General features: G+C 57.1%; 20 protein-coding genes. 14 read left to right on the top strand and 6 right to left on the bottom strand.

All coding sequences use genetic code 11. From position 1 onward, the window contains the following. Positions 1-109 precede the first annotated feature (109 nt). The gene (locus L0H14_RS02455) at positions 110-1,468 is read left to right on the top strand and encodes a DUF222 domain-containing protein (RefSeq protein WP_301421361.1); all 1,359 of its coding nucleotides are present in this window, start codon (positions 110-112) and stop codon (positions 1,466-1,468) included. 89 nt (positions 1,469-1,557) lie between these two features. Here L0H14_RS02455 and L0H14_RS02450 read toward each other — a convergent pair whose 3' ends face one another. Next, positions 1,558-2,709, bottom strand: coding sequence for a hypothetical protein (locus tag L0H14_RS02450; protein WP_301419460.1), 1,152 nt, complete (start codon positions 2,707-2,709; stop codon positions 1,558-1,560). Positions 2,710-2,882: 173 nt separating this feature from the next. Here L0H14_RS02450 and L0H14_RS02445 point away from each other — a divergent pair, with 173 nt between their 5' ends. Both L0H14_RS02445 and L0H14_RS02440 read left to right on the top strand, forming a co-directional pair. Next, positions 2,883-4,187, top strand: coding sequence for an acetyl-CoA carboxylase biotin carboxylase subunit family protein (locus L0H14_RS02445; protein ID WP_301421360.1), 1,305 nt, complete (start codon positions 2,883-2,885; stop codon positions 4,185-4,187). Then, on the top strand, positions 4,168-4,596 hold the full coding sequence (locus tag L0H14_RS02440; RefSeq protein WP_301419197.1) for a DUF1801 domain-containing protein: 429 nt from the start codon (positions 4,168-4,170) through the stop codon (positions 4,594-4,596). Before L0H14_RS02445 ends, L0H14_RS02440 begins: the two co-directional genes overlap by 20 nt. 11 nt (positions 4,597-4,607) lie before the next feature. Here the strand turns inward: L0H14_RS02440 and L0H14_RS02435 are convergent, their stop codons facing one another. Together L0H14_RS02435 and L0H14_RS02430 are read right to left on the bottom strand one after the other, a co-directional pair. Then, positions 4,608-5,969, bottom strand: coding sequence for an MFS transporter (locus L0H14_RS02435; RefSeq protein ID WP_301421359.1), 1,362 nt, complete (start codon positions 5,967-5,969; stop codon positions 4,608-4,610). A gap of 199 nt (positions 5,970-6,168) precedes the next feature. Beyond that, complete coding sequence (locus L0H14_RS02430; RefSeq protein WP_301419210.1) at positions 6,169-7,254, bottom strand: inositol-3-phosphate synthase; 1,086 nt, start codon at positions 7,252-7,254, stop codon at positions 6,169-6,171. 122 nt (positions 7,255-7,376) lie between these two features. Between L0H14_RS02430 and L0H14_RS02425 the strand changes: the two genes are divergently transcribed. The 8 genes from L0H14_RS02425 (at position 7,377) to rplI (ending at position 14,258) form a co-directional block, all read left to right on the top strand. Then, a complete protein-coding gene (locus tag L0H14_RS02425) occupies positions 7,377-8,834 on the top strand; it encodes a glycosyltransferase family 87 protein (RefSeq protein WP_301419199.1) in 1,458 nt (485 codons plus the stop codon). After that, positions 8,818-10,071, top strand: coding sequence for a M18 family aminopeptidase (locus L0H14_RS02420; RefSeq protein ID WP_301419200.1), 1,254 nt, complete (start codon positions 8,818-8,820; stop codon positions 10,069-10,071). Before L0H14_RS02425 ends, L0H14_RS02420 begins: the two co-directional genes overlap by 17 nt. A gap of 34 nt (positions 10,072-10,105) precedes the next feature. Beyond that, entirely contained in the window at positions 10,106-10,645 is a 540-nt protein-coding gene (locus L0H14_RS02415) for a hypothetical protein (RefSeq protein ID WP_301419201.1), read from the top strand. 433 nt (positions 10,646-11,078) lie between these two features. Beyond that, positions 11,079-12,389: a PhoH family protein gene (locus L0H14_RS02410; protein WP_301419211.1), complete on the top strand. Its 1,311-nt coding sequence runs from the start codon at positions 11,079-11,081 to the stop codon at positions 12,387-12,389. Between the two features lie 185 nt (positions 12,390-12,574). Continuing rightward, the gene (rpsF, locus tag L0H14_RS02405; protein ID WP_301419202.1) at positions 12,575-12,877 is read left to right on the top strand and encodes a 30S ribosomal protein S6; all 303 of its coding nucleotides are present in this window, start codon (positions 12,575-12,577) and stop codon (positions 12,875-12,877) included. Between the two features lie 38 nt (positions 12,878-12,915). Continuing rightward, complete coding sequence (locus tag L0H14_RS02400) at positions 12,916-13,458, top strand: single-stranded DNA-binding protein (RefSeq protein ID WP_301421358.1); 543 nt, start codon at positions 12,916-12,918, stop codon at positions 13,456-13,458. A gap of 72 nt (positions 13,459-13,530) precedes the next feature. Continuing rightward, on the top strand, positions 13,531-13,770 hold the full coding sequence (rpsR, locus tag L0H14_RS02395) for a 30S ribosomal protein S18 (RefSeq protein WP_301419204.1): 240 nt from the start codon (positions 13,531-13,533) through the stop codon (positions 13,768-13,770). Positions 13,771-13,793: 23 nt separating this feature from the next. Beyond that, the gene (gene rplI, locus L0H14_RS02390) at positions 13,794-14,258 is read left to right on the top strand and encodes a 50S ribosomal protein L9 (RefSeq protein ID WP_301419205.1); all 465 of its coding nucleotides are present in this window, start codon (positions 13,794-13,796) and stop codon (positions 14,256-14,258) included. A 293-nt stretch (positions 14,259-14,551) separates the two neighbouring features. Here rplI and L0H14_RS02385 read toward each other — a convergent pair whose 3' ends face one another. After that, positions 14,552-14,755, bottom strand: a complete 204-nt coding sequence (locus L0H14_RS02385; RefSeq protein WP_301419206.1) for a cold-shock protein — start codon at positions 14,753-14,755, stop codon at positions 14,552-14,554. A 461-nt stretch (positions 14,756-15,216) separates the two neighbouring features. Beyond that, on the bottom strand, positions 15,217-16,551 hold the full coding sequence (locus L0H14_RS02380; protein WP_301419207.1) for an aminotransferase class I/II-fold pyridoxal phosphate-dependent enzyme: 1,335 nt from the start codon (positions 16,549-16,551) through the stop codon (positions 15,217-15,219). A 72-nt stretch (positions 16,552-16,623) separates the two neighbouring features. Between L0H14_RS02380 and L0H14_RS02375 the strand changes: the two genes are divergently transcribed. From L0H14_RS02375 to L0H14_RS02365, 3 genes are all read left to right on the top strand, one after another. After that, positions 16,624-17,364: a YggS family pyridoxal phosphate-dependent enzyme gene (locus L0H14_RS02375; protein ID WP_301419208.1), complete on the top strand. Its 741-nt coding sequence runs from the start codon at positions 16,624-16,626 to the stop codon at positions 17,362-17,364. 1,603 nt (positions 17,365-18,967) lie between these two features. Beyond that, a complete protein-coding gene (dnaB, locus tag L0H14_RS02370; protein ID WP_301421357.1) occupies positions 18,968-20,341 on the top strand; it encodes a replicative DNA helicase in 1,374 nt (457 codons plus the stop codon). A 40-nt stretch (positions 20,342-20,381) separates the two neighbouring features. Beyond that, on the top strand, positions 20,382-21,578 hold the full coding sequence (locus L0H14_RS02365) for a pyridoxal phosphate-dependent aminotransferase (RefSeq protein WP_301421356.1): 1,197 nt from the start codon (positions 20,382-20,384) through the stop codon (positions 21,576-21,578). Positions 21,579-21,607: 29 nt separating this feature from the next. On the opposite strand, the gene L0H14_RS02360 is transcribed toward L0H14_RS02365, so the two are convergent. Beyond that, on the bottom strand, positions 21,608-22,965 hold a 1,358-nt coding region (locus tag L0H14_RS02360), incomplete at its 5' end, for a DASS family sodium-coupled anion symporter (protein ID WP_301421355.1).

Here is a 22,965-nt window from a genome sequence, read left to right as displayed (position 1 = left end):
AAGTATTATAGTGTGAAATATCATCAAATACTGGGCGTTATGGGTTCTTTTTCCGTGTCGAAACCGGTATAATAAATGTATGACGAATTCCATGACAGGTGCAGCACGGATGGCGCAGACTCGTGCCATGCTGGACATGTTGGATCCTTCGGACTCCTCTGCGCAATGCATTGATCGACTCCAAACGTTGGCACGGCTAAAGGCTCGGATCGCTGCGTTAGAGGTCGAGGAAATCGCAGACCTAGAACAACACCGCCACGAGGAAGAAGCCGCCCGCGGTGTCCCCGGGTCCCGGCGTGGTCACGGGCTCGCCGCGGAGATCGGATTAGCTCGTGGTCAGTCCCCAGCACGGGGTGCACGGTGCCTCCAGGTGGCCACAGTGTTGTCCCAGGACATGCCCAAAACGTTCAATTCCCTGGCTCTTGGCCAACTTGATGAAGAACGTGTCCAGGCTGTGGTCAAGGAAGTCTCCTGGCTGGCACCCGAGCACCGGACTGCAGTGGATGAGCTGATTGCCGGTCAGTTTGAGGGGCTGGGGCCACGGAAACTGGCTGGTAAGGTTCGGGCACATGCTGAACGGTTAGACCAACACGGTGCCGTTGAGCGCAATGAGATCGCCTATTCAGAGCGCCGGGTCACAGTGCGTCCCGCGGCGTACGGGATGGCGTGGGTGACAGCGTTAGTCTCCACCCAACAAGCCGTAGGGATCCTGGCGACTCTGACCAGGGATGCCAATAGTGTGGTCAACTCTGGCGAGACGGCTGATCCGACCGATCCCACCGGCCAGGCGCGTTCTCATGGTCAGATCATGGCTGATCTTTTTGTCCAACGGGTCAACGGGCATGCCCCAGCAGCGGTGCCGGCTGAAGTCCAGGTCGTGATGACTGATGAAGCGTTGTTTGCTGACGGGGACACCCCGGCCTGGGTCACTGGCCACGGCCCGATCCCAGCCCGGCTGGCCAAACGATGGTTGGCGATGCCAGAGACAGAGGTTTTCCTGCGAAGGGTCTTTGCTCGGCCGGGTGATCACCAACTGGTGGGCATGGAATCCCGCAGGCGGGCCTTCCCGGCGAGTTTACGACGCATGGTGGTGCTACGAGATGATACGTGTCGGACCCCGTACTGTGATGGGCGGATCCAAGATATTGATCATGCCACCCCGTATCGGAATGGTGGACCAACCAGCTGGCAGAATGCTTCCGGGCTGTGTGCTGGGTGTAATCAGATCAAAGAAAACACCGGGTGGACACACCAAGCAACACCAGAACACCTTTCGGTGACTACACCCACCGGGCACAGATACTCCAAAGACACCGGTCCAGTTCTTGACGGCATCCCACCCGATAAACGGGAGCCGCCCGATAAGCAGGAACCACCCGAGGAAGAACCCCGACCCGTGGTCAGGGCCACGACAGACTGCTTTGCCAAGAGCACGCAATGGACCATGACCCTCCGCCTCGCCGCCTAATTAGACGTGCGCCAACAGGTGTTTTGCAATATCGAAGACCCTAGCGGCACGCTCATCCTGATTTGCTGCGTGATAATACCCGGCCCATATTAGAGCTTCTCAATCTCAGCGAAGAACGCATTGAATTGGTAGTCCAAGAGAAGTTGAGCCAGGAATCCTGCGGTTTGTAAGTCTGGCACCCAGTTAAATATTACCCAAGCAGCGTTGTCGACCGATTGGCGCAGGGCTCGTTCGTAGAGCATGACCGTAGCCGGGTCGTCGTTGGCGGTTTCCTCAACAAGCTCACGAGTTTGGAAAATATCGGAGGAAATCACTCCGATAATGCCCCGATCCTGCAGCTGTTCGACCCGGGATACGAGTTCAGCGATATACATTTCTGTGTGATCATCCGAAGCAATCTCAGGGTGCGGGTCCAAGCACTGTGACGCCCATGCAATACCCATGGTCGCTTCCAACCTTGACCGGACCACGGCTGGGTTGTCCCAGGGTGCCGGGGCGGAGCCTTCTTGTATCGCACGAGTGATCATCGTCAGCTCGTAAATCATTTGCTGCGCGGCGCCATCCAGCGTCGAGACATCGTTCTGCTTGATCTCATCGGGCCAATAGGCAAAACCCTCGTCGTCAAAGGGTTCGTCCGCATCCATCGGTCGCAAGTCGAGTTCATGCACAACGGACATCTGCAACGCCTGCTGGGGAAGGCGGAAGACTGGATTCGCACCCTGTTCAAGAGCGTCTGACGACAGCTCCTGATCGAGCGCTTCCCCAACTTTGGGCAGTATAAGATCCACAAGACGAGCGTAGTTGCCAGACATGAAATGCCCCAGCAGCCGACGGTTCTGCCCGGTAGGTGCACCATAATTCAGCACTATGTGAGTACCGAGACGGCAAATGTCATCGACGTGTTGGCGGGACAAATAGGTGGCATCGTCGCCACGACCACGGGTATTAAGATCGTGTCGATACTGATGGACCGCGCCGGTTAACAAGATTTGCAACCATCCATAGACACCGTGTGCCATGATGTTCTGCTGGTTTGCCTGGACCACCTGCACAAACTGGGGCTTAGCCGCCAGATTGCCAGCGCGTCCCAACCATCTGGCGAAATCCGCAATACTCGTTGGGCCGTACAGCTCGAAGCTACGGTCGGTGAGCTTTTGAGCTGATGTCGCCAGCGCTTTCAGACCACTTAGTTGCCGGTGGCGGGTCAGTAAGTTATCGGTATCAATTTCGTAATCGGTCACGGCGCCCATCGTACAACGCGTCGTTCGCATAGAGGGGTTGTTTGTTCTCCCTACAGCCGAACTCCCACGCGCCCTAAGTGTGACATGCGTAATATTGTGCTCGAGCGGGTGTAGACATTTTGACATGACATCTGTTAATGTGACGCGCTACTTACTCCGGGCAGGAGAAACTCATGCCGCACAATATATTTGTTCTAGGCCTCGACGATCGAAATCAGGCAGAACTCGACGCGCTGCCAGATGCTGAGCAATATGTATTCCATAGTTTGTTGACTATCGAGGAGATGCAAGAGAGCCGCGTTTCCTTTTCAAAGATCTTGAAAAAAGCTCAAGACCGGCTTGAGCAGTTCGAGGAGCCCATAGACGCCATCGTCGGCTACTGGGATTTTCCCGTCAACATGCTGGTACCGATCCTGTCGCAGCGATACGGACTACGCTCTAAAGACCTCGAAGCGGTTGTGAAGTGTGAACACAAGTACTGGTCTCGGTTCGAACAACAAAAGGTGATCGATGAATATCCGGCATTTGGCCTGATCGATGTCGAGGACCCGATGGCTACGCTGCCAACGCACATGTCATATCCGGTCTGGGTGAAACCGATTCAATCGTTTTCTTCCCAAGGAGCGCATTATGCGCCGGACCAAGCTGGCTTGCGAGCGGCTCTTGAGACGGAACGGCAACAACTGCATAGTACCGGGGATGCCTTTGACGAGGTGCTCAAGCTGCTGGATTTACCCGAGGAGGTGTCGGATATATCTGGGCATGCCTACATGGTGGAAGAGGCAGTTGGAGGGCAGCAGTGCACGCTCGAAGGGTATAGCTGGGGTGACCAGGTTGAGATCATCGGTGTGGTGGACTCAATTTGCTATGAACAGTCTTCGAGTTTCTTGCGGTATCAGTACCCATCGAACTTGCCCGAACGTGCGTTACAAAAAATGGCAGAGACCACCCGCCGAGTGATCGGTGCCATAGGCCTGCGAAACAGCACGTTCAATATTGAATACTTTTGGGACGAGCCCACCCAACGGCTCGCGCTGCTCGAGATCAACAGCAGACATTCCCAATCGCACGCACAGGTATTTCGCTGGGTTGATGGTATGCCGAATCACTTAGCCATGATGGACCTTGCTCTGGGACGCCGTCCCCACATGCCGCAGGGTAAGGGCGAATATGCGATAGCGGCCAAGTGGATGCTCCGGCGCTTTGCCGACGGGCTAGTCCTTCGGGTACCTAGTGCCGCGGAAGTTAAGGTCGTCGAGCAGCAATTTCCCGCCGTACGTATTACGATCGCTGCAAAAGAGCACCAGCGATTGTCGGATATGGAAGCTCAGGATAGTTATAGCTTTATGTTGGCTGAAATCGTCGTCGCTGGTGAGAGTGAACGCGAACTGCAATCGATCTACGACGTGTGTTGCAGCGCGTTGGTGTTCACAATAGAGGATGACCTTGAGGAGCAACGTGGCCAAATCCGAGAATAAGACGCAACCAACCGACGTCGACCCCAAAGAGTTCATCGCAACCGTGGACCACGCCGTCCGACGAGCTGACGCCGAACGGATGCTGACCATCATGGGTGAGGTGACGGGCGAACAACCGGTCATGTGGGGGCCGAGCATTATCGGGTTCGGCAGTTACCACTATGTGTACGCTTCGGGTCGGCAAGGCGATGCGCCCGCCGCGGGGTTTAGCCCGCGAAAGGCGCATCTGGTGGTGTATTTGTTGGGCGGTCTCGAGGAGCGTTATACCGAGCAGTTAGCTAAGCTTGGTCCGCATAAGTCCAGTAAGGCGTGCTTGTATCTCAAGAAGCTTGACGACGTCGACGAAGCGGTGCTCCGGTTTCTGATCGAGGACTCCTACGACTTCATCAAGGACGAGTTCCCGAGCTAAGCCTGCGCGTTCTAGTGTTCGTGGGTTTCGAGGTCCAGGTTCTTTGATTCACGAGTCAGGATGATCGCAGTTGCCGAGACGATGGCCAGACCCACGAGGTACCAGATCACTGTGGTCACTGAAGTGCCACCGGATGCTGCGTAGAGCGAGGCCAAGATGGTCGGGGTGAAGCCCGCGCCGAGCAGGGTGGCCAGCTGGTAACCCATTGAAGCGCCCGTGTAGCGAGATCCGGTGCCGAACTGTTCGGAAATGAATGCGGCCAACGGACCGAAGATGACCGCGTGCAAGGCCAGGGCGATGGTGAAGGCCAGTAGGATGAGCGCCCAGTTGTTGGAACGCATCATGGCAAAGAACGGCTGCAGGAATGCCACGAACAGGGCGAGCCCGACGAGCATGACCGGACGGCGTCCAAAGCGGTCGGAAATGTGGGCGAAGTAGATGACGAAGAAGATCGAGGCCACCGAGGCGAACGCGAAGGCGTAGAGGACCGAGGAACGTTCGGCGCCGAATTCGGTGGCATAACTAACCGAGAAGGTGGACAGCAGGACCTGCAGGGCGAAACCGGAGGCGCCGGCCAGCATGGTCAAGATCAGGGCCTTTGGGCGGCGCAGGACTTCAACAATTGGCAATTTCTTCTTGGCCTTGACCGGTTCGTTCTTTTCCTTCTCCAGTGCGGCAAGGAAGATCGGTGATTCGGTGATCTTGGAGCGCACGATCATGCCGATGACCAGCAGCACGAAGGACAGCAGGAATGGTACGCGCCAACCCCAGGACAGGAATTCCTCCTGTGGCAGGACGGCCGCGAAGGTGCCGAGCACGAACGTACCCAGCGCCGCACCGGTTGGTGCGCCGGCGTTGGTGAAGGACGCAGCGAAACCGCGTCGCCCCTTTTCGGAGTGTTCCAGTGCCATCAGTGCGGCACCACCCCATTCACCGCCGACGGCGATGCCCTGGAACATGCGCAGCATGACCAAGATGACGGCACCCCATGAACCGATCATTTCGGCACTGGGCACCAGGCCAATCAGTGTGGAGGCGATACCCATGATGAACATGGACAGGACGAGCATTTTCTTGCGGCCCAGCTTGTCACCGAAGTGGCCGAAGATCGCGCCGCCGAGTGGGCGGGCAAGATAACCGGCCGCGAACGTGCCGTAGGAGGCAATGGTTCCGGCCAGCGGATCGAGATCGCTGAAGAAGACGGTGGGGAAAACTAATGCTGACGCCGATGCGTAGAGCAGGAAGTCGTAGAACTCGATGGACGAGCCCAGATAGCTCGAGAGAATGACCCGGCGCGATTCCTTTTTCTTCTGCGCGGGCGTGAGTTCGTGAATGGCTGTGTCAGAGGCAGGCGTAGTTAGGGAAACGCTCATGATGACACTCCTAGCGGTGAAGAAGACTGTGTGGTTTAGATCACTGGTTATCCAACTAGAGATAGATGAGAATGTCAAGCGTTGCGAAATCTATGCGTTGTAAAGCTCAATAAAGCGTTTTGAGTGTTTATGAAACACAAAAGACCCCGCCGAAGCGGGGTCCAAATGTTGAGTTGACTAGCGGTGAGTCAGGTGAGGCTTAGCGTTCGATGTCGCCTGCGATGAAGGCTTCGACGAGGTCGTGGGCCATATCATCGTGGTGCTGAACCGGTGGGGATTTCATGAAGTAGCTCGACGCCGACAGGATTGGCCCACCAACCTTGCGGTCCAGGGCAATCTTGGCGGCACGAATTGCATCGATGATCACACCGGCGGAGTTCGGGGCATCCCAAACCTCCAGCTTGTACTCCAGGGACACGGGAGCATCACCGAAGTTGCGACCTTCCAAACGGACGAAGGCCCACTTGCGGTCATCCAACCAGGCAACGTAATCGGATGGTCCAATGTGGACGTCATCGGCGTGCAGTTCGGCTTTGAGGTTGGAGGTCACGGCCTGGGTTTTGGAGATCTTCTTGGACTCCAGGCGTTCGCGTTCCAACATGTTCTTGAAGTCCATGTTGCCACCCACGTTGAGTTGGTAAGTGCGGTCAACGGTCACGCCGCGGGACTCGAATAGTGCGGCCAGGGCGCGGTGGGTAATGGTGGCACCAATTTGGGATTTGATGTCGTCGCCAACAATGGGCACACCGGCGTCGGTAAATTTCTTTGCCCAGGTCTCGTCCGAGGCGATGAACACCGGTAGCGCGTTGACGAAAGCAACACCGGCGTCAATGGCAGCCTGTGCGTAGTGCTTGGCGGCGGCTTCGGAGCCGACCGGCAGGTAGCAGACCAGGACATCGACGCGGTCGTCTTTGAGTTGTTGGGCGACGTCGACTGGCTCGGCGTCAGATTCCTCGATGGTTTCGCGGTAATACTTGCCCAGGCCGTCCAGGGTTGGCCCGCGCAGCACCTGCACACCGGTTTCGGGAACGTCGGTGAGTTTGATGGTGTTGTTTTCCGAGGCGCGCATGGCTTCCGAGATGTCGAGGCCAACCTTTTTGGCGTCGACCTCAAAGGCGGTCACGAATTCGAGGTCGGAGACATGATAATCGCCGAATTGTACGTGCATTAGGCCCGGAACGGAGTCGTCATTCGAGGCATTCTGATAATATTCAACGCCTTCGATCAGCGAGGTAGCGCAGTTGCCCAGACCGGCGATTGCAACGCGAATTTTTTGGTTGGACAGCACGAAACTCCTTGAACGAGATATGGGTTTAAGGCTATGGACCCCTCGTATTGTACGACAGTTCATCCAACGCTCCGCGCACGTGATGCGGTGTAACCGCCAATATCGGTAGACTTTTGCTCATGGCGAGTGAACAGAACCTAGTGACGGCGAAAGACCCTAGGGGAACGCACGCCAATTCTGGCCACCATCGGTTGGCACCGCGCGGGAAATACACGGTTGCCGGACGCATTCGAACGTTCTTCAATCCGGCCCGCATGCTGATTCTGCTGGTGACGATCGCCGCGGTGGTTGCCGCGATTCTAAAAACCCCTTGCCGTGCAGGTGGCTGGGGTGCGCCCGAAGTGTACTTCGCCGGCTGCTACGCCGATTGGACGGGGTTGTGGACGTCGCGGGGTTTCGCCGATGACCCATGGGCCCCGTTTCGATTCGACAGCGGGTTTGAGTACCCGATTCTCATCGCGGTGGTCGCCTCGATCCTGGCTTGGCTGGCTCATGCCATTTCCGCTGGAGCTGAAAGTCTGGGCATCGACGTCGGCGCGAACGTGGTGTTCTATGATCTGAACTTCCTGGCCGTTGTGGCGTTGTGGATGCTCGTTACCGTGGTGGTCGCCAAGCTGGCCAGCATTCGCTACTGGGACGCGGCGATGGTTGCCGTGGCCCCTGGCATTATTTTTGCCGGGTTTATCAACTGGGACATGTGGGCGGTCGCGTTCATGGTGACGGCGATGTGGGCCTTTGCCAAACACCGCTACGTACTCGCCGGGGTGCTCATCGGGCTCGGGGCCGCCGTCAAACTCTTCCCGCTGTTCCTGCTCGGTGCCATTATTGTGCTGGCCATCCGATCCGGGCGCTACTACCCGCTGGTCATCACCGCCGCCGGGGCCGTAATCGCCTGGTTGACCGTCAACCTGCCGCTCATGGTGTTCAACCCGGATGCTTGGGCGGTGTTCTACGAATACTCGTCTACCCGTGAACCCGGATGGTCTTCCATTTGGCACGCTTACACCACAGCAACCGGCGCCGATATCAGCGGCGATCAACTATCCGGGTGGGCATTCTGGTCCTTCGTTGCCGCATGCGCGGTCATCGCCGTCGTCGGACTCACGACCCGCCGCCGACCACGCCTGGCGCAACTCATGTTCCTGATCGTGGCCGCATTCATCCTGGTCAATAAGGTGTACTCGCCGCAGTTCGTGCTCTGGCTCATCCCGCTGATCGTGCTCGCCCTGCCCGGCTGGCGGGACTTTTTGATCTTCTCGGCCGCCGAACTTTTACACTTCTGGGCGATCTGGGGCTACCTGTCGGGCCAAACCTCCGGCTTCGACTCCCAGCACCTCATGGATGACACCATTTACGTGGCGGCCGTGGGGCTGCACGTGATCGTACTGGTCTACCTGATGATCCGCGTGCTGGTGGATATGTACGATCCGATCAATGATCCGGTGCGCATTGCGCTAGCAGAAGCCAACCACCCGCTGCTGCCAGTTGATGACCCGCTCGGGGCAGAATTCGACGACGCCGACGATGCCTTCGTACTGCGGCCGCGGTTAGACTCGAAGCATGACGCACTTTCTTGATGATTTAGCCGAGTTCATTCACACCTCACCGACCCCGTATCACGTGGCCGCACAGGTTGCCGCCCGCGCAACCGACGCCGGTTTCACCGTGGTAGACGACGCCCCGGGTGAGCTGCCGGCTGCCTCCGGCGGTTACGTGCTGGTTCGCGACGGCGCCGTCATCGTCTGGCACGTACCCGAAAGCCTGCCCGAGCACCCGAGTTTCCGGATCGTCGGCGCCCACACCGATTCGCCAACCTTCCGCGTCAAACCCCTGCCCGACAACACCTCGGCCGGCTACAACCGCGTGGGTGTGGAAGTGTATGGCGGAGTGCTCGCCAACTCCTGGCTGGACCGCGATCTGGGCTTCGCGGGCCGACTAGTCACTGCACACGGCGAACACCTCGTGCACACCCCAGCCATGGCGCGCATCCCGCAGCTGGCCATCCACCTGGACCGCGGCGTGAACGATGGCTTGAAACTCGATCGCCAGCACCACCTCGTCCCGATCGTAGGAGCTGGGGGAGAAGCCAACATCATCGACGAAATTGCCAAGCACACCGGCGTCGATCCGGCTGAGATCACCGGCTTCGACCTGCTACTCACCGACACACAGCCCCCAGCGACCCTGGGCATCAACGATGACTTCTTTGCCGCCCCGCGCCTGGACAACCTGGTCTCCGTGCACGCAGGATTGCGCGCCATCCTCGAAGCCGAATCAGACAAGATCACCATGCTGGCCGCCTTCGACCACGAGGAAGTCGGCTCCGAAACCCGTACCGGCGCCGGTGGGCCACTGCTGGAAGAGATGCTGACTCGCATCCTGACAGCCCAGAACATTCCGGCCCACCTGCACCGCAGCATCATCGCGCACTCCATTTTGCTGTCCGCCGATGGCGGCCACCTGGTGCACCCCAACTACACCGAACGCCACGACGCCGACCACCGCCCACAGCCCAACGCCGGCCCAATTCTGAAGGTCAACGCGACCCAGCGTTACCTCTCCGATGGACGCGGTGCCGCCAAATTCACCCGCTGGGCCGAGCGCGCAGGCGTCCCACACCAGGTGTTCGTGTCCAATAACAATCAGCCATCTGGTTCCACCATCGGGCCGATCTCCGCCACCCGACTGGGAATCGAAACTATCGACGCAGGCATCGGTCTGCTCTCCATGCACTCGGCCCGCGAAATGTGTGGCGCCCAAGACCCAGCACACCTGTCCAAACTGGCTACAGCGTTCTACGCAGATCAGCTCTAACAGGCCATACCGAAAACGCTTTGAGGAACCAGTCGTGTCACAGCCGTACCCGCAGCAACCACCGCCCCCACCACCATTGCCTCAACCGTTTCAGCTCCAGCCGCCAAGCCCGGCGATGGGGTTCGCGATCGGTGCCGTGATTGCTACCGCAAGCGTGGTGTTCGGCATGGCGGTCTTTTCCCTGTTTGAGCCGGACCTGTTGATGTTGTTCTACATGACCTTGCCCTCGGGCAGCCTGCTGCTCATTGCCGTCATCGTGTTGGTGGTGCTGGTGCTCCGGCGTAAACGTCGCGGGCTGCCGTTGCATCCCACCATCCCGATCGTGCTCGTGGCCGGTATCGGGGGTCTGCCGCTCATGGCACTGATCTCGACTTTGATCATGTTCAGTTTTTCCGGGGAGATGTTTTTGGCGATGACCGTTCTGTTCACCATCTATGCCATCTTCTTGGGCGGTGGCTTCGCGGTTGTCGGCAGCATCGTCGTAGCCGTCATAGCGCATAACCAGCGAAAGAAACTGCAACCACACCCTGCCTACTACCCGAACCTGGGCTACCACCCGCCGCCCCGACGGTGAAAGTCATGAAGTAGCGCCTGAAGCCGAACGACTACGCAGGATTGTGGACCAGAACGACGTCGCCTAAGGATTCCATGCACACCTTTCGCTGCCCGGGAGACTCCAGCGTCAATTGGTCCCCGGGTTATTAACTGTTTATCCAAATGTAACCCTCCCGTTGAGTGTCAAAGCTCCTCTCAGCGCCTGTGCACGCCTAGATTGAGAATTGTCAGAACATTTGACCGGAAGGCCCAAACGTCTATGCCACGTGAGACCCCAGGGGCCGGTACGGTTCCTGGCCGCACGCAAGGCTCGGGCCGACCGACCACCCCATCCGCGAATCGATGTGAGGCCTGGCGGGACGGTTTGATCGATCCGCCAGCGTCCCTGGTTTGGAGTCACCGTGGCCACGCTCAATACCCCTACTGCTCTTCCTGAAGACCTCGACGCTGCGGTGGCATCCGCGGTGGCACAAAAGTCTTACGTGCTCGACACGTCCGTGCTGCTGTCGGATCCCAAAGCCCTGCTGCGGTTTGCAGAACACGAAGTCATCATTCCGATCGTGGTGATCTCCGAATTAGAAAAGAAACGCCACGACTCGGAGCTGGGCTACTATGCCCGCTCAGCGCTGCGACTCCTCGATAGGCTCAGGCTCCAACACGGATCACTGAATCGGCCGATCCCCTTGAACGATGACGGCGGACACCTGCTGGTCGAGCTCAACCACATCACCGAAACTGTATTGCCCGCCGGATTCCGCCAGGGCGATAACGATTCGCGCATTCTTGCGGTGGCCAAGAGCTTCGCTGATGAAGGTCGGGCCGTCACCGTGGTTTCCAAAGATCTCCCCATGCGCGTCAAAGCCTCGGCTATGGGGCTGGATGCCGATGAATACCGCAATGAATGGGTCACCGACTCCGGCTGGACGGGCCTCGAGGAAATTGAAGCCACCGACGAACAACTCTCCGCACTCTATGATGGCCAACGCATTGAGCATGCCGACGCCAACGCACTGCCCACCAACACCGGGCTCGTCATCTCGACGGGCAACGGCTCGGCGCTGGGCCGAGTCAAAATGGATGCGACGTCTCAGAAATACGTCGAAGTCATCCGCGGAGACCGACCCGTTTTCGGACTTCACGGCCGGTCGGCTGAGCAACGCCTGGCAATCGACATGCTGCAAGACCGCGAGATTGGCATCGTCTCCCTTGGTGGCCGTGCCGGCACCGGCAAATCCGCGCTTGCCCTGTGTGCCGGGCTGGAAGCTGTCTTGGAACGCCGCGAACACAAGAAAATCATCGTGTTCCGCCCGCTCTACGCCGTTGGCGGTCAAGAACTGGGTTACCTGCCCGGCAGCGAAGAAGAAAAGATGAACCCCTGGGCGCAGGCCGTATATGACACACTGGGAGCGCTCGTCAGCGAAAATGCACTCGAAGAAATCATGGAACGTGGACTCATCGAGGTCCTGCCGCTGACCCATATCCGCGGACGCAGCCTGCACGACGCCTGGGTGATCGTTGACGAAGCCCAGTCACTAGAAAAGAACGTACTACTGACGGTCATGTCCCGGATGGGGAACAACTCCAAAATTGTGCTCACCCACGACGTCGCACAGCGCGACAATTTGCGGGTCGGTCGACACGACGGAGTTGGTGCAGTCGTGGAAATCCTGAAAGGTAATACGCTGTTTGGGCATGTGACGCTGGCGCGGTCGGAACGCAGCCGCATCGCTGCCCTTGTCACGGAACTGCTCGAAGAACACTGAGGTCCCAGGGGCTGTGAAACTCGCCTCAAAAGTGCTCAAGACCACGACAAGGCCGAGTTCAGTTTTGAGCTATTCTCGGCTATAATGGCGAGGTTGCTGTCTGTCCCCAAATGGGTCAGACGCCTGCATTAGAACCTCCTGTTACGGAAATACCGTGACCACCAGACCAAAGGAGGTGGGTTCACATGCGTGCATATGAACTGATGGTGCTCATCGATCCAGAGATCGATGAGCGAACAGTTGAACCAACTCTGCGTAAATATCTTGATGCAATCATCACAGATGGCGCGACCGTTGACGAACTCGAAGTATGGGGTCGTCGTCGCCTTGCCTACGAAATCCAGAAGAAAAACGAGGCTGTCTATGCCATCGTTGGCTTCACCGCTACTCCTGAGCAGTCTCAGGAACTGGATCGTCAGCTCGGCTTGAACGAAACCGTTATGCGCACCAAGATCATCCGTCCGGAAGATCAAAAAATTACCCTCTAAGTTTTAGTACCACAAGCTGCTACGCATAGGAGCGTGTCATGGCCGGAGAACCATATATCACTGTGGTTGGCAACCTGGCGGGTGACCCAGAACTGCGGTTTACCGCATCGGGTCACGCGGTTGCGAACTTCACGATTGCTCAAACCCCAAGAACGCGAAACCAACAATCCGGTGAATGGGTTGATGACGAAACGTTGTGGGTCCGGGCCTCCGTATGGCGTGATGTTGCCGAAAACGTGGCAGAGTCGCTGACCAAGGGTATGCGCGTTGTCGCACACGGTCGGCTCAAAGCTCGGTCATTCGAGACCAAAGAAGGTCAACAACGGACCAACTGGGAACTCGATGTTGACGAGATTGGCCCTTCTCTTCGCTGGGCTACCGCACAGGTCAATCGCACACCACGTTCCGGTGGTGGCGGATTTGGCGGTGGCGGCCAGGGTGCACCCGGTGGAAACTGGGGTGGCGCACCGGCTGGCGGCGGCGGTGGTTGGGGTCAACCCGCACCGAATAATGACCCGTGGGGTGGCGGAGGATCTGCCGGATCTTGGGATCAGGGCAACGACTCACCTCCACCGTTCTAAAAACACCAAATATTACTCAAATACCATCCCGCCGACCGGCGGGCTCCAGGTAAAAAATAAAGGAGCACCACGATGGCTAAAGCTGAAGTTCGCAAGCCGACGAAACCAAAACCGAATCCGCTGAAAACAGCGGAGATCGATTACATCGACTACAAAGATGTTGCTTTGCTACGCAAGTTCATCTCCGACCGCGGCAAGATTCGTGCACGTCGCGTAACCGGTGTCACCGTCCAACAGCAGCGCAAAATCGCGCAGGCAATTAAAAATGCCCGTGAAATGGCTCTGCTGCCGTACTCCGGTTCCGGCCGCTAAACGCTGATCAAGGGAGAGAAATCATGGCGAATCAGAAAGTCATTTTGACCCAGGAGATCCCGGGCCTCGGCTCGGCCGGCGACGTTGTTGATGTACGCAACGGTCACGCACGGAACTACTTGATCCCACGTGGCGAGGCAGTCCGTTGGACTCAGGGTGCGCAGCAGCAGGTAGAACAGCTGCGCGCAAACCGTGAAGCTCGTCAGGAACGCAGTCTTGAAGCCGCACAGGCACAGGCTGCACAACTGGCAGAAGCACCAATTCAGGTCCAGATGCAGGCCGGAGACACCGGTCGTCTGTTCGGTTCCGTTACCACCAATGCGATCGTTGACGCGATTGCAGAGGCGGGCAAGGGCGACGTTGATCGTCGTTCGGTTATCGGAGCCAACGACATCCGTGCGTTGGGTACCTACCCAATCCAGATCCGTCTGCACGAAGACGTACTGGCTGAAGCAAAAGTGTCGGTTATCCCGGCACCGAAGAAGTAAGCTTCTTCAACCCAAGTCTTGGGCGGACTCCCTGATGGGGAGTCCGCCCAAAGTCTTTTAAGACATCAAACACCCAGTGCAATCATGTAGCACGCCCGCATACTGTCAGCAGGAATATGCGATTCGCATCGGTGATCTATACGACCGCGCCGGATGCGCATGAGGACAACTGCGCTCACCGATAACGTTTTTGGGCATAAAAAAGTGGGCGGTCATACAGTTTGCACTGCATGACCGCCCACTTGAAGCGATTCGGCTGCCGGTTAGACCGGTAGCATCATCACCAGGGGAGCTTAGAGGCCACGGATGTTGGTAGCCTGTGGGCCCTTCTGGCCCTGCTCGATGTCGAATTCAACCTTCTGGTCTTCATCAAGGTTGCGGTGACCGGAACCCTGGATTGCCGAGAAGTGTGCGAAGACATCCGATGAGCCGTCATCTGGAGCGATGAAGCCGTAGCCCTTGTCGGAGTTGAACCATTTGACTGTACCTGTAGCCATAAATATTTTTCCTAATCAGTCTGAGATCACGATTGTGATCCGAATAGCCGCGGACGACGGTGCCGACGCGGAATTTGTGGGGCAACAATATGCCCTGCGATTCTATTGCGGTTGCAAAGAGTCGCGGTAGTAAATTGAGCTGGGGACAAAGAGAGATCGTGGATCAATGAGAAGCGGGAAAGTCACGCGAAGTTCATGATCGGCGATGTGTGCAACACGGGCAGATTCAGCGGTGTTGCGAGTAGTGCAATGGTGGAGATGTAAAACCAATTCGTTCAAAATTCTTACAATCCCGAGTACTCGGGATTCTGGTCCGCGAAGGAAAAGAAACCAAACAAATTGCTGGACCCACCATACGCGAGTGCTGTTCTGAAATCACTGGGATTTACAACAGCGATTCTCACTATACCCCATGGGGTGTAGAAATGCCTAATGCCACTGCACGGTGACGTGCCAGTGCACTATTCCGCCAGTGTAGCGACCAGGTCGGACACGAATTGTTCGAGCTGTACGGGACTCAATTGGTGAATGGTGACGCGGATGTGGTCGACGGCGTCGTCGGTATGATCCAGCGAGAACTCCGCGCCATCCCGCACCAGCCAACCGCGGTGACCCAGAGCTTCGACAATCGGTGAGGCAATGGTGCCGAGATTGATCCATACATTCACGCCGTCGTCGGAGATTGCCGAAATGTTCCGGGCTGCCAGTGCTGCTACCAGCCGAGCATTGGCTTGAGCATATTCCGCTGCCGCATATTCCAGCTGTGCAGGAGTCTCGGGGTTTGTAGTCAGCAGGTAGGTAAGCCGCTGCAGGAGATGGGAGACCCACATGGCGCCGGAGCGAATGTGGGTGCCGAGGCGAGAAGAGGTGAGTGTATCGGAACCAACGATGCCCACTCGCAGATCCGGGCCTAAGGATTTTGAGACTGAACGTACTAGTGCCCAGCGTGGATGGCCTTCCGGAATGATGGAACGGTAGGGGTGGCCGGAGAGTTGCCAGAAGTGGTCGTCTTCAATCACGAGAACATGGGGATAGTCGGCCAGCAGGTTTCTCAGCGATGTGGCGCGAGCTTCAGAAATGACGGCGCCCGTTGGGTTTTGCGCCCGCGGGGTGACGACCAGTGCACGGATCCCCTCATCGAGAGCAGCGCGCAGCCCTTCAACGGTGAGGCCCTCAGCGTCTACGGGCATGGCAACGGGTCGATAGCCGGCGGCCTGGGCGGTTTGTATGGTGGTCAAAAAGCAGGGCTGTTCGAATCCCACGGCATCGCCAATAGTCAAGGAGTCGGCCAGTAAGCGTTGCACGGCGTCGGCAGATCCGGCCGTGACCGTCAGTTCGGCATCACTGACGTCTGCGGCTAATGCTTCACGAGCCCAGTTGGCTAGGTCAGGGTCGATCACCGGCTGCCCGTAGAGCACCGGTTCATCGGCGGCTAATTGCGCCAGCGCCTTCGAAGCGGGTGGCAACAGGTCTGGATCTGGATTCCCCGAGGCAATGTCGATCTTCCCGGTGATATTCGAGAAGCCTTCTTGGGGGAGGGGCTGGAGATCAATGATTTTGGTGCCGGCACGGCCGCGAGTCACTGCGACACCGGCCTGGACGAGCAGCCCGTAGGCGGCAACCACAGTATTGCGATTAACCTCCAACCGCTCGGCAAGGGTCCGCACCGGTGGCAAACTCGCACCGGGAGCAAGCTTGCCGGTATCCACCAGATCGCGAACAGCCTCGGCAATTTCTGCGGCGGTTTGTGCGGTGATCAAAGCAAGCGGATCGGACGGAACGGAAGGTTGGGGCACCAAAACTCCTCAACAACCCCCAAGTAGGCGGGTTAAAGGTGAAAGACTCTGCTCCTATGTTACATTTTGGTCATGTCCACGCCTGAGTATGCATCATCCGTCGCCACCACTGAAATTGAGTTCCGAAAAGCCCTCGACGCGGTGTACGAAAATATTGCCGTCGCCGCCGAGCGCGTAGGCCGCGATCCGCGCGAGATTCGCCTGTTACCGGTCTCTAAGACCGTCTCTGAGGAGCGTATGCGGGCAGCGCACGCGGCTGGTATGGCAGCATTCGGTGAAAATAAGGTCCAAGAGGCCGAGGGCAAGGCCGAGGCCATGTCTGATCTTGGAGCGCACTGGGCGGTGATTGGTCCGCTGCAGTCGAATAAGACCCGCAACGTTGCCGAATTTGCTCATGAATTCCAGGCGTTGGATCGCATTCGTATTGCCCGCCGCCTCGATGGTCAACTGAAAGAGTTCGATCGCACTTTGGAGGTATTCGTTCAGGTGAACGCCTCGGGTGAAGAGACGAAATCTGGTCTAGAGCCACGGCAGGTTGAGGACTTCTTGGAGCAGCTTCAAGAATTTGAGAACCTACAGGTCAAAGGTCTGATGACCATGGCGTTCCATTCCGACGATGAAACGGTCATCCGCGAGAGTTTCATAATGTTGCGAGATATTCGTGATGACATCAGAGAGCGGCGTCCGGAGCTGATTGGTGACGGCGAGCTGTCCATGGGTATGTCCAACGATTACATGATTGCCATTGAAGAAGGCTCCACTGTGGTGCGTGTTGGTAGTGCGATCTTCGGTGAACGCGACTACTCCAACTAGTTTATCCACAGTAATTTCCACAAGTGTGAATTACTTACACGCATGTATGCCTCCAGGTCAAAACCATTGCGGACGACGAACATTTCGCGTATCGGATGGTAGAGAGGCAGTGAAAAGTGATTGCTTCGTCAGTGGTGCGGCCCTCGAATGCCAGCCGTCGATATGCGCCACAACATGGCCCCTGCCGGCCCGCTGGCATTTCGTATCCAGCTCACGCTCAGTGACTTGCCTTTGCCTGGCTTCGGATCGGCGGCAGGCTATTGAATTGTTTTGTTATAGAAAAGTAGTTTTCCATGGCACTGGCAGCGTCTTTGAAGCGAGCCAAGCCAATGCGCCGTCCCCCGCCAGTTGAAGTAGGCAAGATGCTCCTTGAACGAAGGTGCTGTGTCGCATTCACAGCAACCTGCGTAGCCCAAGCGTAAGAATTTAAAAAATCAGTGAGACCAAAGAACGAGTAGGGCCATGCGCAGAGTATGTCTGGAGGGTCAGCCAAGCTGCCTCCACCCGTTATGTCCAACAGTTCTCGGACCGGCGGTTCAAGCCCTTTATAGCCCGCCACGACGCTGCGTAGACCGAGTAGAACACTGTATTCGGGCTTCGACTCATTTCTTGTCTGCCCTGCGGTCGGACAAAGACGATGTCGCGTCCCGCCTGGGAGACGTCATTTTCTATGCTGCTGCTATTCGTGACGGTCTGAGTATTTCCGTAATGAGCTCGGGTTCCACAAGCTTTGCAGAACTTCGCGGCCGCGGAAATATGTGTAGTGCACCGGCTATTCGAACATGTTGTTTGTGCGGTGGAAAGATGAGTTTTCCGCAAGAAAGTTAGGGGTATGTGCATCGAGGCATCCCGCAATTCTGGGCATGACGCTCGAATTGAAATGGGACTTACACAACGTTCTATCAAAGAGCCTTTGCGAGTTCCGGCGATTCCGGTCGGTATCACTTAACGCATCGGGGTGTTCAGATTGAAACGGTGAACAATCTTTTTGAAAGGTTTCATTACTTCATCAAGCGTGTTTCTCCTCCACCGAAATCGGTTTAAAGCGATCCGTCATGACGGTTGTGATCACGGCCCGGGGAGGGATCAGCTCGACTTGAAATTTTCCGAACCTTTGCACTCGTAAATCCCCACCATGACGACATGCCGGAAAAGACGCCAAACAATACTTGAATGACATGCGTGTAGTTTACCCACAGCATGTGTATAACTTGTGGATAACTTGTGGTGAAGGTGTGAATAGAGTTAAAACAGCGTGAAATCGGGGTTGTCAAATCACTAAAAATTGGAGCGGAACGCAGGTTATGCACAGCCTGTGAGTAGCAAACGACCTAGTCAAGACCGTGTTTGTGGATACTGTGCATAAGTAATCCACGCCTGGTCCACAAGTTGTGCACAGTCTCCACAACTTAATCCACAGGTTATCCACAATTGAAGAGTTTTGGACAGTTGATCCACAGGAATTCGCCGGGTATCGTCGCAGGGTACTTGCTCGTAGCGGCCGATATTGGCATTACGAAAATGATGCGTGCATCGGTCGTTCTACGGGCTCGCGTTTTGGCATTCTGCTGCCGGGGTAGGGGAGGGCATCTTTTAGATATCAATGGCAAACTTTAACTCAATGGATACAGCCAACGGAGTCTCAGCAAACCCTCGAACACCCCCACAAGACCTTGACGCGGAACGGTCTGTTCTGGGTGCGATGATGTTATCGACCGATGCCATCGCCGAAGTGTCAGAAATTATTCGCCCCGAAGACTTCTATTCTCCAGGTCACGAGCTGGTCTACACAGCGATCACCGACCTCTTTGCTTCCGGTGAGCCAGCGGATGCCATTACCGTCACCTCGATGTTGGATCGGCGAAAAGAACTCACCAGGACCGGGGGAGCTGCGCACATCCACACTCTGGTCCAGTCGGTACCAACTGCCGCGAATGCTTCCTTTTACGCAGAAATCGTTTCTGAGAAGGCTATTCTGCGCCGCATCGTCAACGTCGGCGCCAAAATCTCCCAGATGGGTTACAGCGCCGACGGCGAAGTCGAAGCCATCGTCAATGAAGCCCAGGCAGAGATTTACAAAGTCGGAGATAACCGCTCCGGTGAAGACTACGTGGCACTCGGCGACATCCTGGCCGAAACCATTGACGAAATTGAAGCAGCCTCCACCACAGGCGACGGTATGTCCGGTGTCCCGTCGGGTTTCGACGAATTCGACGAACTCACGCAGGGCCTGCACGGTGGACAAATGGTCGTCATCGCAGCCCGCCCGGCGGTTGGTAAATCCACGCTTGGACTCGACTTCGCTCGTGCTGCTGCAGTGGGCCACGGCATGACTACCGCATTCTTCTCCTTGGAAATGTCGAAAACTGAGATTGCCATGCGCCTGCTGTCTTCAGAAGCCACCATCTCGCTGACGGACCTGCGTAAAGGGACCCTGGATGAGGGACAGTGGCGCAAAATGGCCTTGACCCTACAAAAGCTCAACGACGCACCGTTCTTCATCGATGATTCTCCAAACATGTCGATGATGGAAATCCGCGCCAAATGTCGTCGTCTGAAGCAACAGCACAACCTGAAAATGGTCGTACTGGACTACCTGCAGCTGATGAGCTCGGGTAAACGCGTGGAATCCCGCCAGCAGGAAGTCTCCGAATTCTCTCGGTCACTGAAACTGCTGGCCAAAGAGCTCGAAGTCCCGGTCGTGGCTCTGTCACAGCTGAACCGTGGTTCCGAACAGCGCACTGACAAGCGCCCGCAGGTCTCAGACCTGCGTGAATCCGGTTCCATTGAACAGGACGCCGACATGGTGATTCTGCTGCACCGTGAGGACATGTACGACAAGGAATCCCCGCGTGCCGGTGAAGCCGACCTGATCGTGGCAAAACACCGTAACGGCCCCACCAAAACCATTGAACTGGCCTTCCAGGGGCACTACTCACGATTTGCCAACATGGCGCCATCAGACGGCGGCTTCTAGCCGTTGACCGCAGCCCCGTGTGATTTGGCATACTAGGAGCATGGCAACCTCAAAATTCTCCCCCAGTCGTCGCTCCGCAGTCTCTCGCTTTCAAGTCATGGATATCGTCGGTGACGTCGAAGCCATGAAAGCCCAAGGCATTGATATGATCTCCCTGGGCGCCGGCGAACCCAGCAGCGGGGCCCCGGCCGGCGTCAACCGTGCAGCCGCCGCACTACATGATTCCGTAACCCCGGTCTTCAACTACACCCCATCACTGGGGACCCAACCACTGCGCGAAGCCATCGCCGAGCACTACAGTACCTGGTACAGCCTCGACGTCGGTTATGAATCCGTAGCCGTCACCACCGGCTCGTCCGGCGCTTTCGTGGCCAGCTTCATCGCAGCCTTCGACGTCGGCGACCGCGTTGGGCTGGCCCGTCCCGGGTACCCGGCCTACCGCAATATTCTGCGTGCCCTTGATGTGGACGTCGTAGACCTGCCCGCTGGCACCGATACAAACTTCCGGTTCGACGTCGACAAACTCGCCGAAGCCCACGCCAAAGAACCACTGGACGGTCTGGTCCTAGCCTCCCCAAATAACCCGACCGGCACCATGGTCGCCCGCGAAGACATGGAACGCATCGCTATCTGGTGTGGCGAAAACGGGGTGCGCCTGGTCTCCGATGAGATCTACCACGGCATTACCTACGGCCTGGACAAGGGCGTCTCTGCCTGGGAGTTCGACCGCAACGCGATCGTGGTCTCCTCATTCTCGAAATACTGGGGCATGCCCGGCTGGCGCCTGGGCTGGATGCTCATGCCAGAAGATTTGGAACCAGCGGTCTCCGGACTGGCCGGCTCCATCTCCCTGTGTCCACCGGCGGCAGGGCAATACGCCGCAATCGAAGCATTCAGTCAAGAAGCCTACGCAGCATCCGACGCCGAAGTCGCAGAGTTCGCTCGCACGCGCCAGCTGGTACTAGACAACGCTGAGCGACTCGGGTGGCGTAATGCCGCGCCCGCTGACGGTGCCTTCTACTACTACGCACAACCCTCTGAGAAAATCCTGCAACGCTACGGTAATACTGTGGACTACGCCGCCGCCGTGCTCGAACAGGCCCACGTGGCGCTGATCCCCGGCGTTGACTTCGATAAGGTCGACGGCGATCAGTTCATTCGCGTTTCATTCGCCGCAGGCTACGACAACGTCGAACGCGCCATCGAACGCCTCGTAGAGTTCAACGCGACCATCTGACTCGACGCGCCGTTGGGCAAGAGATCGGTCTACGCCAGAATATTCGGTAGCAGGAACAGTCCACCAGCGGATACGAGCACCAGCCCCAGACCGTTGAAGACCAGACCGGTGCGGATCATCTGCTGAATATTCACGGAGCCGGTACCATAGGCAATCGCATTGGGAATGCTCGCGACCGGCAACATGAATGCACTCTGGCACGCCTGTGTCACCATAATCGCGATGACCACGGGATCCTGTCCAAGCGCAACGGCAACTCCGGCCACCAGGGGAACAAACGCGGTAATACTGGCCATCGACGAGGTAAATTCAGTCAGGATCAGCATTAACAACACCACTGCCGGAATGAGCAGCCAGACTGGCAGTCCACCGAGTAAGGCCAGTGAATCTCCAATCCACTCGGATAGGCCAGAGGACATAATCTGAACCGACAGGGCGAGTCCGCCGCCAACCAGAATCATGGTGCCCCACGGTGTCCTATTGGCGGTTTCCCAGTCCATCAACATGATGCCATCCCTCGGACGGGCGGGAAGCATGAAGACCACAATGCCAGCGATCATGGCAATGACCGAATCAGTGGCCCACGGATCTTCGAAGATTACCGACATGAAAATCCAGGACAGTGCGGTCAGCAGGAAGATCACCAGAACCATGGCTTCCCCAGCGGACATTCTGCCCAAGGAACGCAGTTCGTCAGCAATGAGTTTTCTACCGCCCGGAATGTCATCGATTTCTGCGCGCCACAACACCTTGGTTATGAAAAACCACCCCAGGACCATGAAGACGGCCGCAAGTGGCAGACCAAACATCATCCACTGCAAGAACGTGATCTTATAGCCGAAGTTCTCTTCGATGTAAGCGACCACAAAGACGTTGCCCGGGCTGGCAACAATGGTTCCGAATGCGCTGAGGGTCGCACTGTAGGCGATGCCCAGCATGATGCCAACACCGAATCGGGAGTTTGCTTGAACACCCTTTTGAGATTCGACCAGTGCGACCACCGACATTCCCAGCGGGATCATCATCATGGCCGTGGCAGTGTTGGAAACCCACATACCCAGCAGGGCAGTTGCAAGCATTAGGCCGGCAACCAGGCGCGGCGGACGCGTGCCAACCAGCAAGACGATTCGCAGTGCAATCCGGCGGTGTAGATTCCAGCGTTGCATGCCTAGAGCCAGCATGAACCCGCCGAGAAACAAGAACAGGGTGTCGTTGGCATAGGAATTAGCAACATCATCGATGCCGGCAATACCGAACGCAGGAAACAACACCAGCGGAAGCAGAGCGGTGACCGGGATGGGGACCGCCTCGGTCATCCACCAGGTACCCATCAACACAACAATGCCGGCCACAATCCTGGCCTGCATATTCAAATCGTTCGGAAGGA

The sequence above is a fragment of the Yaniella sp. genome, assembly GCF_030453185.1.
Classification (GTDB): Bacteria; Actinomycetota; Actinomycetes; order Actinomycetales; family Micrococcaceae; genus Yaniella.
The sequence above is the reverse complement of the archived record's forward strand: the minus strand, read 5'-3'. Positions and strand labels throughout refer to the sequence as shown.